Annotated in this window: 5 protein-coding genes; 2 read left to right on the top strand and 3 right to left on the bottom strand. The window is 61.4% G+C overall.

What is annotated here, in order from left to right:
• Positions 1–12 precede the first annotated feature (12 nt).
• Positions 13–759: a precorrin-4 C(11)-methyltransferase gene (cobM, locus tag ACIO0C_RS07380; RefSeq protein ID WP_401309699.1), complete on the top strand. Its 747-nt coding sequence runs from the start codon at positions 13–15 to the stop codon at positions 757–759.
• Positions 760–922: 163 nt separating this feature from the next.
• On the opposite strand, the gene nfuA is transcribed toward cobM, so the two are convergent.
• Both nfuA and ACIO0C_RS07370 read right to left on the bottom strand, forming a co-directional pair.
• Positions 923–1,507, bottom strand: a complete 585-nt coding sequence (nfuA, locus tag ACIO0C_RS07375; protein WP_008059275.1) for a Fe-S biogenesis protein NfuA — start codon at positions 1,505–1,507, stop codon at positions 923–925.
• Between the two features lie 121 nt (positions 1,508–1,628).
• Complete coding sequence (locus ACIO0C_RS07370; protein WP_401309696.1) at positions 1,629–3,926, bottom strand: fatty acid cis/trans isomerase; 2,298 nt, start codon at positions 3,924–3,926, stop codon at positions 1,629–1,631.
• Between the two features lie 156 nt (positions 3,927–4,082).
• Between ACIO0C_RS07370 and metH the strand changes: the two genes are divergently transcribed.
• On the top strand, positions 4,083–7,793 hold the full coding sequence (gene metH / locus ACIO0C_RS07365; RefSeq protein WP_401309693.1) for a methionine synthase: 3,711 nt from the start codon (positions 4,083–4,085) through the stop codon (positions 7,791–7,793).
• Positions 7,794–7,848: 55 nt separating this feature from the next.
• On the opposite strand, the gene ACIO0C_RS07360 is transcribed toward metH, so the two are convergent.
• Complete coding sequence (locus ACIO0C_RS07360) at positions 7,849–14,808, bottom strand: NEL-type E3 ubiquitin ligase domain-containing protein (protein WP_401309690.1); 6,960 nt, start codon at positions 14,806–14,808, stop codon at positions 7,849–7,851.
• Positions 14,809–14,876 lie beyond the last annotated feature (68 nt).

Genomic DNA, 14,876 nt, shown 5'->3' with positions numbered 1-14,876 from the left:
CAGGAACCTTCGATGACCGTCTATTTCATCGGTGCCGGTCCCGGCGACCCGGAACTGATCACCGTCAAGGGCCAGCGCCTGATTCGCAGCTGCCCGGTGATCATCTATGCCGGCTCGCTGGTACCCACCGCGGTGCTGGAAGGACACAGCGCCGAACAGGTGGTCAACAGCGCCGAACTGCACCTGGAACAGATCGTTGAATTGATCAAGGCGGCCCATGCCAAGGGCCAGGACGTGGCTCGCGTGCATTCCGGCGACCCGAGCCTGTATGGGGCTATCGGCGAGCAGATTCGCCATCTGCGTGAGCTCGATATTCCTTTTGAAATCATCCCCGGCGTGACCGCCACGGCCGCCTGCGCGGCGCTTCTGGGCGCGGAACTGACGTTGCCGGACGTGTCGCAGAGCGTGATCCTGACTCGTTACGCCGACAAAACCGCGATGCCCGCCGGTGAAGAACTGGGCAACCTGGCGCAGCATGGAGCGACCATGGCGATCCATTTGGGGGTCAATCATCTGGAGAAAATCCTTGCCGAGTTGCGGCCGCATTACGGCGCGGATTGCCCGATCGCGGTGATTCACCGGGCGACCTGGCCGGATCAGGATTGGGTGGTGGGGACACTTGAGGATATTGCCGAAAAGGTTGAAGCCAAGGGGTTTCGACGTACGGCATTGATTCTGGTGGGTCGGGTGTTGGGCAGCGAGCAGTTCAGCGAGTCGTCGCTGTATCGTGCGGGGCATGCGCATTTGTATCGCCCCTGAGTAGATCGTTCCCACGCTCTGCGTGGGAATGCCTCAACAGACGCTCTGCGTCCGCTTTTGGGACGCGGAGCGTCCCGGGCTGCATTCCCACGCGGAGCGTGGGAACGATCAATAAAAAAACGGCGCTCACGGGGCGCCGTTTTTTCATGCCGCAGCGAACACCTTAGTAGTAGGCGTTTTCTTTCTGCGTGTGGTCAGTCACGTCACGCACGCCCTTGAGCTCGGGAATACGCTCGAGCAAGGTGCGCTCGATGCCTTCCTTCAAGGTCACGTCGGCCTGGCCGCAGCCCTGGCAACCGCCGCCGAACTGCAGGACGGCGATGCCGTCTTCGACCACATCGATCAGGCTGACCTGGCCGCCGTGGCTGGCCAGCCCCGGGTTGATCTCGGTTTGCAGGTAGTAGTTGATACGCTCGTTGATCGGGCTGTCGGCATTGACCATCGGCACCTTGGCGTTTGGCGCCTTGATGGTCAACTGGCCGCCCATGCGGTCGGTGGCGTAGTCGACAACGGCGTCATCCAGGAAAGCTTCGCTGAAATGGTCGATGTACGCGGTGAAGCTTTTGAGCCCCAGCGCCGTGTCTTCGGGTTTTTCTTCGCCCGGCTTGCAATAGGCAATGCAGGTTTCGGCGTACTGGGTGCCAGGCTGGGTGATGAAGACGCGGATGCCGATGCCCGGGGTGTTCTGCTTGGAGAGCAGATCAGCCAGGTAATCGTGGGCGGCGTCGGTGATGGTAATAGCGGTCATGGAAACTCCTCGCAGGCTTGGGCGCAGTTTACGCCAATCATCGCCGCGCACAAAGTCCTAGTATTTTTGTCGGGAAAGAATTGTGGGAGCGGGCTTGCTCCCACAGGGGATCAGCGGTGTTTCACAGGTTCTCGTAGCGATTCATGTCCAGCACGCCCTCTTCCACGGGTTCGGTTTCGTGGATATAGCGACTCAGGTCATGAAAGTACTGCCAAAATTGCGGATGACTGCGGCGGATACCCCAACGTTCGACGACTTTCTCCATACCATCGGCATCCTTGGCGTTTTCCATCGCATCGACAAAATCAGGCACTTGATCGGCCGAAATGTTGAACATGAAGTTCGGGTAACTGCTCAGCACCCCGGGGAAAATGGTGAGCGTGTCGAGCCCCGGCTGATAGCGCAGTGACTCGCCGAGCAGGAACGCCACGTTGCTGTGCGCGCGGTTGCGCAGCAGGCTGTAGACCACACGCTGACCGCTCGCGGTTTCGATGCGCAGCATGGTCGCTTCCGGCAGTTGATCGATGACCTTGAGGCCGGCCGCCGGGCGTGAGGCCAGGCGACTCAACGCCTGCTCGGCGGCCTGCAGGGCCGGATCGATGTTCGGTCGCGAGCAATAGGCGCCGTCGCAGCGATTGATCGGATCAGGCTTGGCGTTCAGCTCGCCGTATCGCGCCAGCAGCTGCATGGCGAAATCGCGCTTGGGGTCTTTTTCATCGAGTTTCAGCGCGGTCGGCGTGTCGTCGTCGATGGCTTCATAGTCCAGCCACATCTTGAACTTCCCGCTGTTCTGGTACCAATCGTCAAGGAAGCCCTCCCGCGAATCAGCCGGCATCAGGCGCAGGAAATTCTGCTCGGCGCCATTGCGAATCAGGTCGAAATACAAGCGCGTCTGGGCCTGGTGGGAAACATTGCCGAACACGTCGAAATTCACCGCCAACTGATAGTAAGTGCGCTCGAGCAGCGGGAAGTCGAACAGCCACATCGTTTGCGGCACATCGCCGATCAGGCCCTTGGTCACCGCGGCGCTGTCGAAATGGCGGAAGATGCTCAGCAGCGCGTTGTCGTTACCCGCCCACAGGCTCGACCAGCTCGGCGCCGGCAGATCGGCATAGCTGTCCCGGCGCAGGGCCTCGTACTCGTTACGCTTGTCGCGGTAGTCGTGCCACAGGCTCAGGACACTGCCGACGTCGTCGTTTTGCCCCGGCATCGCCAGCAACGGCGTGGCCTGGCCGCGGTAGTTCGGGTCGATGATGTAGAGGTCGTGCTCCGGGGCCTGGAACAGCGCCCAGAAGTTGTCGCGGATCACATCAGTGGCGATCTGCCCGCGGCAGACCGGACCGCGAATAAAGGTGCGGACGAAATACTCGGCGTTATCCAGCATGAACTGATAACGCGCCTGAGCCGGGATGGCCTCGAAGGTGGTAAACGGATTGGCCCGACGTTCCGGGCCGTAGCCCGGCAAGGCGTTGACCTGCCAGTTGCCGTTGTAAAAGAGGCTCTTGACCCGGGCCATCTTCGCTGCGCTCAGGGCATAGGTGATGTGAGTCTTGTGCACGATCACCCCCTGCACCGGCCACAGGCGGTAATACACCTGGGTGCCGGGGTCGTCATTCGGCCGACGGGTGTTGATCAGGTCGATGGGCTGGCCGGTCGGCGTGCGAGACCGCACCCACTGGAAGAAATGCCCCGGCTCGCCGTCCTTGAAATACAGGTGCGCGAGAAACCAGTGTTCGAACAACCAGCGCCCGACCAGACTCTGCCGGGCGCCCGGAGCGTTGAGCAGGTTTTCCCACTGCACCACCTGCAATGCTTCCCTCGCGCTGGGCACCAGGGCCTGTTCATCGATCGGCGCGCCCGAGGCCAGCCAGCGTTGCAGCGTCTGGTATTGCTGGTCGGTCAGGCCGGTGACCGCCAAAGGCATGCCTTCCTTTGGGTGAGTGCTGGCATAACCATCGAACTCGCCCGGCAGCGCGCACATGTTGTCGCGATTGAGGCCCAGGACGATGTCCTCGGGCAATTTGGCATTGGGTTGCAAGCGGTTGGTGTGACCCAGTTCCAGCATGCGCGCCATTAATGCAGCCTGGCTGCCCTGGGCGTCGAGCACCGAATGGAAGCCTTTTTGCTCCCAGGCCCGCTTGCCGAACGCGTCATAGAACAGCCGGCTCGGCGCCACAGCCTGGCTGCGTTCACCGTCATACACCGGGACTTTCGTCGCGCCACGTGCCGCACCTTCGCCGCTGCCCAGATTAAGCTGACAGGGGGCATCGTTGCAGGCATGGCAGGCCACGCACTTTTCGCTGAAGATCGGCTGGATATCGCGAGTGTAGGAGATTGCAGGGGAAATCGCCGGGCTTTGCGCGACGGCGCCCCCGCTCAAAAATATCAACACACTGGTAATGACGACGCGATACGACATGTCCCTGGTCCCGATCCTTTAGAAAACGCCGCGATTCTACCGGGCTGGCCGCCACACCAACATGAGCGATATTCATGAAAAACCCGGACATGCTCTAAAAGCGCACAGGTTTGCTATCATCCCGGCCCTTCGTCATGGTCTTTCCGAGTAGTCCCAATGTCCGATCGCAGCGTTCGCCTCCAAGCCCTCAAGCACGCCCTCAAAGAGCGCATCCTGATTCTCGATGGCGGCATGGGCACGATGATCCAGAGCTACAAGCTCGAGGAGCAGGATTATCGTGGCAAGCGTTTTGCCGACTGGCCGAGCGATGTCAAAGGCAACAACGACCTGTTGGTGCTGACGCGCCCGGACGTGATTGGTGGCATCGAGAAAGCCTACCTGGATGCCGGTGCCGACATCTTGGAAACCAACACCTTCAACGCCACCCGGATTTCCATGGCCGACTACGGCATGGAAGAACTGGCCTTTGAGCTGAACGTAGAAGGCGCTCGCCTGGCGCGCAAGGTCGCCGATGCGAAAACCCTCGAGAACCCGGACAAACCGCGCTTCGTTGCCGGCGTGCTCGGCCCGACCAGCCGCACCTGTTCCTTGTCCCCGGACGTGAACAACCCCGGCTACCGCAACGTGACCTTCGATGAACTGGTGGAAAACTACACCGAGGCCACCAAAGGCCTGATCGAAGGCGGCGCCGACCTGATCCTGATCGAAACCATCTTCGACACCCTCAACGCCAAGGCCGCGATCTTCGCCGTACAGGGCGTGTTCGAAGAGCTGGGCATCGAGTTGCCGATCATGATTTCCGGCACCATTACCGATGCCTCGGGCCGTACCCTGTCCGGCCAGACCACCGAAGCGTTCTGGAACTCCGTGGCCCACGCCAAGCCGATTTCGGTCGGCCTGAACTGCGCACTGGGCGCCAGCGAATTGCGCCCGTACCTGGAAGAGCTGTCGAACAAGGCCAACACCCACGTTTCCGCGCACCCGAACGCCGGCCTGCCAAACGAATTCGGCGAGTACGACGAACTGCCGTCGCAAACCGCCAAGGTCATCGAAGAGTTCGCCCAAAGTGGCTTCCTCAACATCGTCGGCGGCTGCTGCGGCACCACCCCGGGCCACATCGAAGCCATCGCCAAGGCCGTGGCCGGTTATGCGCCGCGCCAGATTCCGGAAATCCCCAGGGCCTGCCGCCTCTCGGGCCTGGAACCGTTCACCATCGATCGCAACTCGCTGTTCGTCAACGTCGGCGAGCGCACCAACATCACCGGCTCGGCCAAATTTGCCCGCCTGATTCGTGAAGACAACTACACCGAAGCCCTGGAAGTCGCCCTGCAGCAGGTCGAGGCCGGCGCCCAGGTGATCGACATCAACATGGACGAAGGGATGCTCGATTCGAAGAAGGCCATGGTGACCTTCCTCAATCTGATTGCCGGCGAACCGGACATCTCCCGCGTACCGATCATGATCGACTCCTCCAAGTGGGAAGTGATCGAAGCCGGCCTCAAGTGCATTCAGGGCAAGGGCATCGTCAACTCGATCAGCATGAAGGAAGGCGTCGAGCAGTTCATCCATCATGCCAAACTGTGCAAGCGCTACGGCGCCGCCGTGGTGGTGATGGCCTTCGACGAAGCCGGCCAGGCCGACACCGAAGCGCGCAAGAAAGAAATCTGCAAACGCTCCTACGACATTCTGGTCAATGACGTCGGCTTCCCGCCGGAAGACATCATCTTCGACCCGAACATCTTCGCCGTAGCCACCGGTATCGAAGAACACAACAACTACGCCGTGGACTTCATCAACGCCTGTGCCTACATCCGCGACGAACTGCCCTATGCGCTGACCTCTGGCGGCGTGTCCAACGTGTCGTTCTCGTTCCGCGGTAACAACCCGGTGCGCGAAGCGATCCACTCGGTGTTCCTGCTGTATGCGATCCGCGCCGGCCTGACCATGGGTATCGTCAACGCCGGGCAACTGGAGATCTACGACCAGATCCCGGTGGAACTGCGCGACGCCGTCGAAGACGTGATTCTCAACCGCACCCCGGAAGGCACCGACGCCCTGCTCGCCATCGCCGACAAGTACAAGGGCGACGGCAGCGTCAAGGAAGCCGAGACCGAAGAGTGGCGCAACTGGGACGTCAACAAGCGCCTGGAACACGCACTGGTCAAAGGCATCACTACCCACATCGTCGAAGACACCGAAGAGTCGCGCCTGTCCTTCAGTCGCCCGATCGAGGTGATCGAAGGTCCGCTGATGGCCGGGATGAACATCGTTGGCGACCTGTTCGGCGCCGGGAAGATGTTCCTGCCCCAGGTGGTGAAATCCGCCCGGGTGATGAAGCAGGCCGTGGCCCACTTGATCCCGTTCATCGAGGCGGAAAAAGGCGACAAACCGCAAGCCAAGGGCAAGATTCTCATGGCCACCGTAAAAGGTGACGTGCACGACATCGGCAAGAACATCGTCGGCGTGGTGCTGGGTTGCAACGGCTACGACATCGTCGACCTCGGCGTGATGGTGCCGGCGGAGAAGATCCTGCAGGTGGCCAAGGAGCAGAAATGCGACATCATTGGCCTGTCCGGCCTGATCACGCCGTCGCTGGATGAGATGGTCCACGTGGCTCGCGAGATGCAGCGTCAGGATTTCCACCTGCCGTTGATGATCGGCGGCGCGACCACCTCCAAGGCGCACACGGCGGTGAAGATCGAACCCAAGTACAGCAATGACGCGGTGGTGTATGTGACTGACGCCTCCCGCGCTGTTGGCGTGGCCACCCAGTTGCTGTCCAAGGAACTGAAGGCCGGTTTCGTCGAGAGAACCCGCGAGGAATACATCGAAGTACGCGAGCGCACCGCTAACCGCAGCGCGCGCACCGAACGCCTGAGCTACGCGGCGGCGATCGCCAAGAAGCCACAGTTCGACTGGAGCACCTACGCGCCGGTCAAACCGACCTTTACCGGCGCCAAGGTGCTGGACAACATCGATCTCAAGGTACTGGCCGAATACATCGACTGGACGCCGTTCTTCATTTCCTGGGACCTGGCCGGCAAGTTCCCGCGCATCCTCCAGGACGAAGTGGTCGGCGAAGCCGCGACCGCCCTGTACGCCGATGCCCAGGAAATGCTCGCCAAACTGATCGACGAGAAACTGATCAGCGCCCGTGCGGTGTTCGGCTTCTGGCCGGCCAACCAGGTGCGCGACGACGACATCGAACTGTACGGCGATGATGGCAAGCCATTGGCCAAGCTGCATCACCTGCGTCAGCAGACCATCAAGACCGACGGCAAGCCAAACTTCTCCCTGGCGGATTTTGTGGCGCCCAAGGACAGCGAACTCACCGACTACGTGGGCGGTTTCATCACCACCGCCGGCATCGGTGCCGAAGAAGTGGCCAAGGCGTATCAGGACGCTGGCGACGATTACAACTCGATCATGGTCAAGGCGCTGGCCGACCGCCTGGCCGAGGCCTGTGCCGAGTGGCTGCACCAGCAAGTGCGTAAAGAATACTGGGGTTACGCCAAGGACGAGACGCTCGACAACGAAGCGTTGATCAAAGAGCAATACTCCGGTATCCGCCCTGCCCCGGGCTACCCGGCGTGCCCGGATCACACCGAGAAAAGCACGCTGTTCGCCCTGCTCGACCCTGAGGCCAGCGAACTGCGCGCCGGCCGCAGCGGCGTGTTCCTCACCGAGCACTACGCGATGTTCCCGGCGGCAGCAGTCAGCGGTTGGTACTTCGCGCATCCGCAGGCGCAGTATTTTGCCGTGGGCAAGATCGACAAGGATCAGGTGCAGAGCTACACGTCGCGCAAGGGTCAGGAGTTGAGCGTCACCGAACGCTGGCTGGCGCCGAACCTCGGCTACGACAACTGATACGGTGAGCTCTGGAGTCGAGCGCTGTCGACTCCAGAGTGTTGCCAATCGAGGATCAGGTCATCGTGGCCTGCTCGGCCAGCTCACGGGACGTGAGTTCGCTCAGCAGGTTCTTGCGGTCGACCCGGTTGTCCGCTTCCAGCGCCTTGAGTTCCTGAAAGTACGCCTGGGTGAACTCGGCGTACTTGTCTTCAAGGGCCGCGCATTTTTCCTGGAATTGCCGTTGCACCCGGGTGAACTCAGCCGGGTACTTTTCCTCCAGATAGTCTGTCCAGCATTTGCGCGCAATCAGTTGGTCGTTGAACACCGGTGTCTGCTCCTGGGCAATGATCCGGGTGTAGGCCTGATCGAGATCAGCCGCCGCTACCCCCGCCAGGTTGGCGTAGAGCATGCCTTTGGGTTGATCGGGAAGGTCCAGGCGTTGTGCCAGACCGATGCGGTAGGCCAGGCGTATTTCCGCCGGATCGGTGGTCGGACGAGTACCGATTCTTGCGCTGGCGACCTCCTCCACTTGCGACAGGCGAAACAGCCGCCTGGACAGCTTGAGCAGCTCGCGACCTTTATGCTCAGGGGCAATGGACTTCAAGGCTTCGTACTCGAACACCTCGACTTCCAACTCGTTGAACAACAGGATTCGACCATCGCCGCAGGTCGCCTGGTGCCGCAATGCCCGCGCCAGGCCCATCAGGCGTTCGCTGAGCGCATCGTCGGCATGGGCCGACTCAATCACTCGCCACACTCGCTGGGTCAGCCCCAGGCGATCCGCGTGAAAATCCTGGGTATGGCGAAGCTGCGACAGAATGTATGAAAAGTCCTGGGTCGTGTCCTGCTCTTTCATTGCCTTCCACATCGCGTGTTTTTCCGAATCCGCCGCGATACCCCGGAACCAGCGTTCTTTCTGGGCGTCCTCCGATTCTCGATCAGGATGCGCGACACCCTCACCAGTCTCCGACTCCTCGGATTCGTATCCCGCCAGCAAATGTTCGATATCCAGCTGGGTGAAGCCCAGCCCCCGCCCGGTTCGGCGCAAGTATTCCTGCAAGCGCATGAACTCATCCGGCTCCAGCAGGTTATCGAACAGGTTGGTGCCGCTCATGAGATTCATGTGCTCAGGTTGCAATGCTGCCTGGGGAATGGTCGATATCTGGTTGCCCGTCAGTTCCAGGGTGGTCAGCGCAGGTGCCTGCAGTACCCCCGTCGGCCAATCACTCAGGTTATTGCCACGCAGATCCAGGCCTTGCAACTGATCAAGGCCGGTCATGTCAAATTCGGTCAAGTGATTTTCGCCAAGGTCCAGCCATTGCAGGCGCGGCAAGGAACGCAGTTGGCGCTGTAGCGGCTCGTTGGCGCGTAAATCGGTAAAACAGGCGTTCAGCCGGGTCAATTCCTGGCACTGGGTCACCGCCTCGGGCAAGCTGCCCAGGCCGTTCTGATTGAGTGTCAAGCTGCGCACGCGCGCAAATGAACGCAGGAATCCTTCGGAGTTCGCCGATAGCCCGACGCCACTGAGGTCCAGTTCCACTACATGATCGAAGCTGAACGGCATTGTCGGCAGGTCGCCGACGATCAGCCCGTTAAAATCGAGCGTCCCCTCGACCCCGGGGATATCCCTCAGCGTGAGCCGCCAGCTTTCCAGCAATTGGTCAGCTGCCCGGCGCCGGTCCACGGCGTTCACCCATGCGCGACGCAGGCGTGAAGCCGGGGCATCGATCCACTCGTTCAAACGACTGACCAGTTGGGTCTGTTGCTGCTCCCATAACACCAGTCGCGCTTCAATCTGCGTCGCACCCAGGCCACCGGCCAGCCATGCATTGATGCGCTCGATGGCTTGCGCTTCGCCCAGTTGCGGATCAAGACGCTGCAGCCGGGCGGCGGAAGTCGGCGGCAAATTACCGTCAACTGGCGCGAGGTTCTGCGGCAATAGAAGGTTGGGCTGCTCCGACACCTCGACCGGGAAAAACTCGGGATCCCCGCCTGTTCGACCGGCCGCCAGGTGCGCCCGGGTGATGCCCATCGGTGTTTGGGACGGCGTGCGTTCAGCGAAGGCGCGCACTGCCGCCAGGCCATGCGGGCTGAGTCGGCAACCTTGCAGCGAGGTCGCACCCAGCAGTCGATCATGACCGGTCAATGCCTCTACCGGGATGTCGGTGATAGCGCTGTGATTGAGGGCCAGGCGGCGCAGTCGGGGTAACGACAGCGCACCGTCGGGCCAGCGTGTCAGGCGTGTATGCCCCAGGTACAGGCTCTCCAGGTTCGTCAGCGAACTGACGTCCAGTGTGCCTACCCGGTTATACGCCAGGTTCAGGGTCTGCAAAGCACTCAGGCGATTGATCCTGGCCTGCGCCGACGCCGTGATTATCAACTCGTTGAACGACAGGTCGAGCGCGGTCAATTCGGTCAGCGAGTCGAAGGCCTGGGGCAGTTCGGTCAAGCGGTTGGCGCTGAGTTCGAGGGTACGCAGTTGTGGAAACGCTCGCAGGAAGTCGTTCACCTGGGCGCTCCTCAGCCTGCTGCCGGCCAAATTCAGGCGGCGGATATGCGCAAACACCGTATCGCCCAGTGCAGGCAGATCACCGATGGCCCCCAGCCCCGTCAGGTCGAGCACTTCGTTGCCCGACCTGGCAGGCGCCCTCGACGGTCCTGCCACGGGTTCGTCAGGCGCATATTGGGCGCGCAAGCTGTTGCGTGCACAATCACGAATCCTGTCGGCAATCACCTCACGATGATGAACCTGGACCTGCTCCCCTTCGACCCTCACTGGAGTGTTCTGCCAAGTATCCAGCGCCAGATTCAATTCATTGTGCTGCTGGTGCAGGACGTCGACCCGGTCAAGCAATGCCCTGCCCGTTACCCCGTCGGCATTGAACCGCGCCAACGCGTCGGACGCGAAGGAATAATCCCGGGGCGTCAACGAGGCCAGTCGCGCACGGCAGTAATGCGCGACCATCTGCGCTTCATCCGCCAGATGCGCCGGATTGTCGCGCACGTAGTTGCAAGCCTTGCGCAACGCCTGCGGTTCCAGGGCTCCCCAGTTCAACCTCAGGCCACGCCAGAGCGCTTGATGACCGGTATAGAGCTCGGCGGGCAGGTCCGGGATCGCCACGGTCTGCAGATTCAGGACTTCGAGCCTCGGCAGATCCAGGACCCCGGTCGGCCAACGGTCGGGATGGCCGAACAAGTTCAGGGATCGCAGGCGGCTCAGTTTGCCGAAGTCCATCGAATCGGCATCCCCCCACAACGTCAGATCCTCCAGCTGTGTCATACCCTCCAGTGCACGCAGGAACTGGGGTGCATAGGTCTGCCCCAGGCCTGCAAGGCTCAGCTCGGTAACCGTGGTCCATTCTGGCAGTTTCCCGGCCAGGGCGACCGTGTCCTGCCCGTACACGACAATGTCGAGTTTGCTGAGCTGGGAAAACCGGGCCAGCAACGCCGGGCCAGCGTCGTCGGTGAGCTGGCCGCTGTTGAGGCGCAACGTTTTCACATGGCTGAAGTCGGCGTCCCACTCGGGTAAGGCATCCGCCCCGCGCAAATCCAGTTCAAAGGCAGGTTCCTGACCTCGATAGAGGCCGTTGCGCCAGCACCGCATCACTTTTTGCGCCTGCAACCTGCGCGCGGCTTGCCCGGCACCGGTACCTATCCAGCTGTTCAACTGTCGGGATAACCCTTCGAATTCGCGCTGGCGATTGTTCAGCAGGTTGAACACCTGTTGATGGCTGTCCCCGCCGCTCAGGCGGCTGCTGATGAACTGGCTGGCTTGTTCATCGGAAATGTTCGGGTAGAGCACTCGTACCCGGGTAATCAATCCGGCATCGGGCGAGTCGGAGAAACCGGCCCCGCGACCGCTGGCCAGATAACCGAGCTGGCCTGAAGGCAGGCGCAGGGACGGACCCGGACCGTCGATGGGGCGTTGATTGAGCGCCTGCGCCATCTCCTCGCGGTGGGCGCTGGCAGAAGATGCCAGGTCCTCACGCAGGGCCTGCCCCTGATGGCCTTGCAGGTTATCCCGGGCAGCTTGGGGCAAAACCTCCACCAGCGACTCGAACAGATTACGCCCGTGGGCGGGGATGCTGTTGAGCGCCACGCCCTGTGCATCGAACGCCCGGTAAGTATCCAGGCTTTTAACCAGGTAGTAGCCGGGGCTCGCCGTCAAGCTGCCGACGCTGTCGAGCAGTGGACCCAGGATGGAGCCTGCGCGCACTTCCACGCGCATCTGCGCGGTCCAGCCGGGCAGGAGCTGCAGGCTGTGCAGCGCCAAACGGTCACTGGCGGTCGAGGCCATGCTGTCCAGGCGCAAGCCGCAGAGTGCACGGTTCAGGGCGGCTTGCTGAATGTGCCGACGAATCGCCTTGGCCTGGCTCAGGGACATTTTGCCGCTGCTACGCAACCGGGATAAATCGCTGTCACGGGAGCCATTGAGCACATCCTGGGCGGCCTCGGTAGACAGCGTCGGGAAACTGCGCTGCAAACGCTGGATATCGGGATGGGTGGTCGGTTCGGGGGTGTGCAGACGGTCGAACAGTGACTGTCTGCGACTCAGTGCCCGATCGGCGAGACGGTCCCTGAACAGCTGCATGCGGTCCGCGCCGGGTCCTGCGCTGTGGGTTCCAAGCAGTTGAATTTTTTGCTGTTCGTCGAGCGCAGCCAGCACGATATCCGGCAGCTTGCCGGCGCGGACTTCGGCTCGAGTGATCTTGATTGTCGGCCTGGCAGTGGGCTGCCCGGACGCCGCACCGTAGCGCTGGGAGGCGCCCCAGTGTTCCGCCCCCTCGAAGACCTCAAGTACTTCCTCAACAGGCCAGTTGGGCAGCTCCAGGACTAACGGCACGGCAAATTCGGCGGCGTCGTTCAGGCGGGTACCACGACGCAGTCCGAGGATGAACTCGTCCACCTGCTGATCGGCGCTGAATGCCGCAAGCGTCTCCACCAGGCGCGGCGGTGGAGGCTGATGATCAATATGCATCCGGCGCAAGGCATCATCACTGACCCCGCTGACCTCCGAGATTTGCTGCAATTGAGCATCGGAGAAACCGTCCATCTGTGAGCCGATACGACGCAACAACGTCAGGCGGTCCCACTCCAGCGGCCGCTCGTCGAGGTGGCGCCACGCGCCCAGCTGGTTGTGCCGCAAGACCGGCTGGTAGGCCCCTGGGTCGGTAGGGTGCTTGATGCGCCACTGTTTGAGTGTCGAATCGTAGGTTTTCTCGTAGGCATTGCCCTCGATTTTGATGTAGGTCTTGTCCCCTACCTCATATTGCCCCAGTGCGTTTGGTGTCACGTTATCGAGTGCAATACTGCTTTTGTACGCCACCAGGTCCGGGTTCCACAGGCGTGGTTCACCGAACGGCGTGGTAATTTTGCGCATGCCACCGACGAACCGCGATGCCGTGATCGGTGGTGCCTTGCTGGCCACTGCGCCCAAAACCGCCATGAAGGCCACGTTCTGCATGACTGACGTGAGGTGCCCCCAGGCCTCTTCGGCATCGCCCTCCTTCCAGGCCTCCACGCCCTGATAAACCTCACGGCCCAATTGCACCGCGGTCACCAGCAGCATCACTTCGCCAAGCCCGGGAACGAAGAACGCGCCGACGTTGAGGACGTTCAAGCCCCATTCGGCCAGGTGTTCGAGGCGTTCGATCCAGGCCTGGTGGTCAACTGCAGCCGTGGGAACGGCCAGGAGCCTGGCATTGGATTTGATCCTGGCCAGATGCGCTGCATACCGTGCACCGAACACTTCGTCGTCGATAAAGGTTTCGCTCAGGGCCAGGTTGGCGTCGTCGTTCCAGATCTCCTCATACATGCCGTTGCGGTAGGCTTCTGGATTGTAGGGCGGGCCCGGCCAAATCGGATTCGGATTCCACCGGTGGGTTTTGAGCTGGGCTTTGAGCCTGCGAAAAAACCTGGGCGATTCGTCCTGGGGCAGCAATCCGGCGATAAAGCGCTGAAAGCTTTGCGAGCGCAACCGGACGGCAAAGTCTTTGGCAAATGCGGCCAGCGATGTGAATTCCTTGACCGGGTGCGTCGTGTCGCCCGGGATGTAGACGATGACTCGCGCGTGCGCGTTGATTGCCGCCTTCAAGACCTTCACCGGCACGAACAGGTCGGCGATATCCTCAAGGGTCGAGAGGGGCTTGCGGGACTCCGGACCGATGATCAACACATCGCTCAACTCCGAGCCCAATACCGTCAACTGGCTATAAGCCACTGCCCGCCCATCGAATTGGGGCTCCGGGCTACCGTCGAGTATCGCCAGCAAGGTCGCATACGCCGATTCACTGACGTCCGACTTCATTCGCGCGACCTGTACTTGCAGGCGCATCAGGTCCTTGTTGGCCGTGATCATCTGCTCGCGCACGGTAGCGCTGGTGCCCGGCGCATCGAACACGGTGCTCAGGTGGGCCTGGTACTGCTGGCCAAGGTCAAGTTGCCGGCACAGCGTGGCGAACTCCGAGGGATTGATCGACAGCTTGTCGCGGATCTTGTAGCGCGTACTCCAGTACGGGTAGCGCTCACGCCGATCGTAAAGCTCGTTCTGCAGTGCGCCGGCGGGAGCCAGCGCACTGGTCTCCTGCAGGGCGACTTCATCAAAGGGCTCATCGACCTCGAAATTGCGCAATGCGGCCTGCAGCAATGTCTGCTCATCGGCCCGGTTGGGCGCCCGCAGGTGATACAGCATGGTTGTGGTCGGATCGGGGGATTGGCCAAAGGTCTTGGTCATGGCCTCAGCCAGCAACGGCTTGGCAAATTCGGTGATGCCCTTGAAGTCCTTGAGGGTCTTGGCCAGCGCCTGGGTGGAACTGTTGCTGCGCATTTGACTGTCGTACAGCGCCAGGCGCAGTGCGGGCGACGCCGCGGCGTATAGCTGCGGATAGTTCCTGGCAAATGCCTCGGCCGGATCCCTGGCCCGTGAGAGGTTGAGGATATGTGCGGGTGCGAGGTGGTGAGTCCAGTCGGGCAGGCGTTTTTTGATGAACGGAACATGAAATCCATGATCCATGGGTGGGGAAAGCTCGGGCATGACGGTGCATCCTGATCGCTGTGGTTGAAGCGTCAGGAAATCACGGCCATTCGGGGCCATGGCGGTAC

The organism is Pseudomonas sp. NPDC087336 (genome assembly GCF_044744285.1).
Classification (GTDB): Bacteria; Pseudomonadota; Gammaproteobacteria; order Pseudomonadales; family Pseudomonadaceae; genus Aquipseudomonas.
This window is presented reverse-complemented; position numbering and strand designations above follow the sequence as displayed.

Bases quoted from the DNA above. Each gene is read 5' to 3' on its own strand.
- ACIO0C_RS07360 (WP_401309690.1), bottom strand. From the start codon at position 14,808: ATGCCCGAGCTTTCCCCACCCATGGATCATGGATTTCATGTTCCGTTC.
- cobM (WP_401309699.1), top strand. From the start codon at position 13: ATGACCGTCTATTTCATCGGTGCCGGTCCCGGCGACCCGGAACTGATC.
- metH (WP_401309693.1), top strand. From the start codon at position 4,083: ATGTCCGATCGCAGCGTTCGCCTCCAAGCCCTCAAGCACGCCCTCAAA.
- ACIO0C_RS07370 (WP_401309696.1), bottom strand. From the start codon at position 3,926: ATGTCGTATCGCGTCGTCATTACCAGTGTGTTGATATTTTTGAGCGGG.
- nfuA (WP_008059275.1), bottom strand. From the start codon at position 1,507: ATGACCGCTATTACCATCACCGACGCCGCCCACGATTACCTGGCTGAT.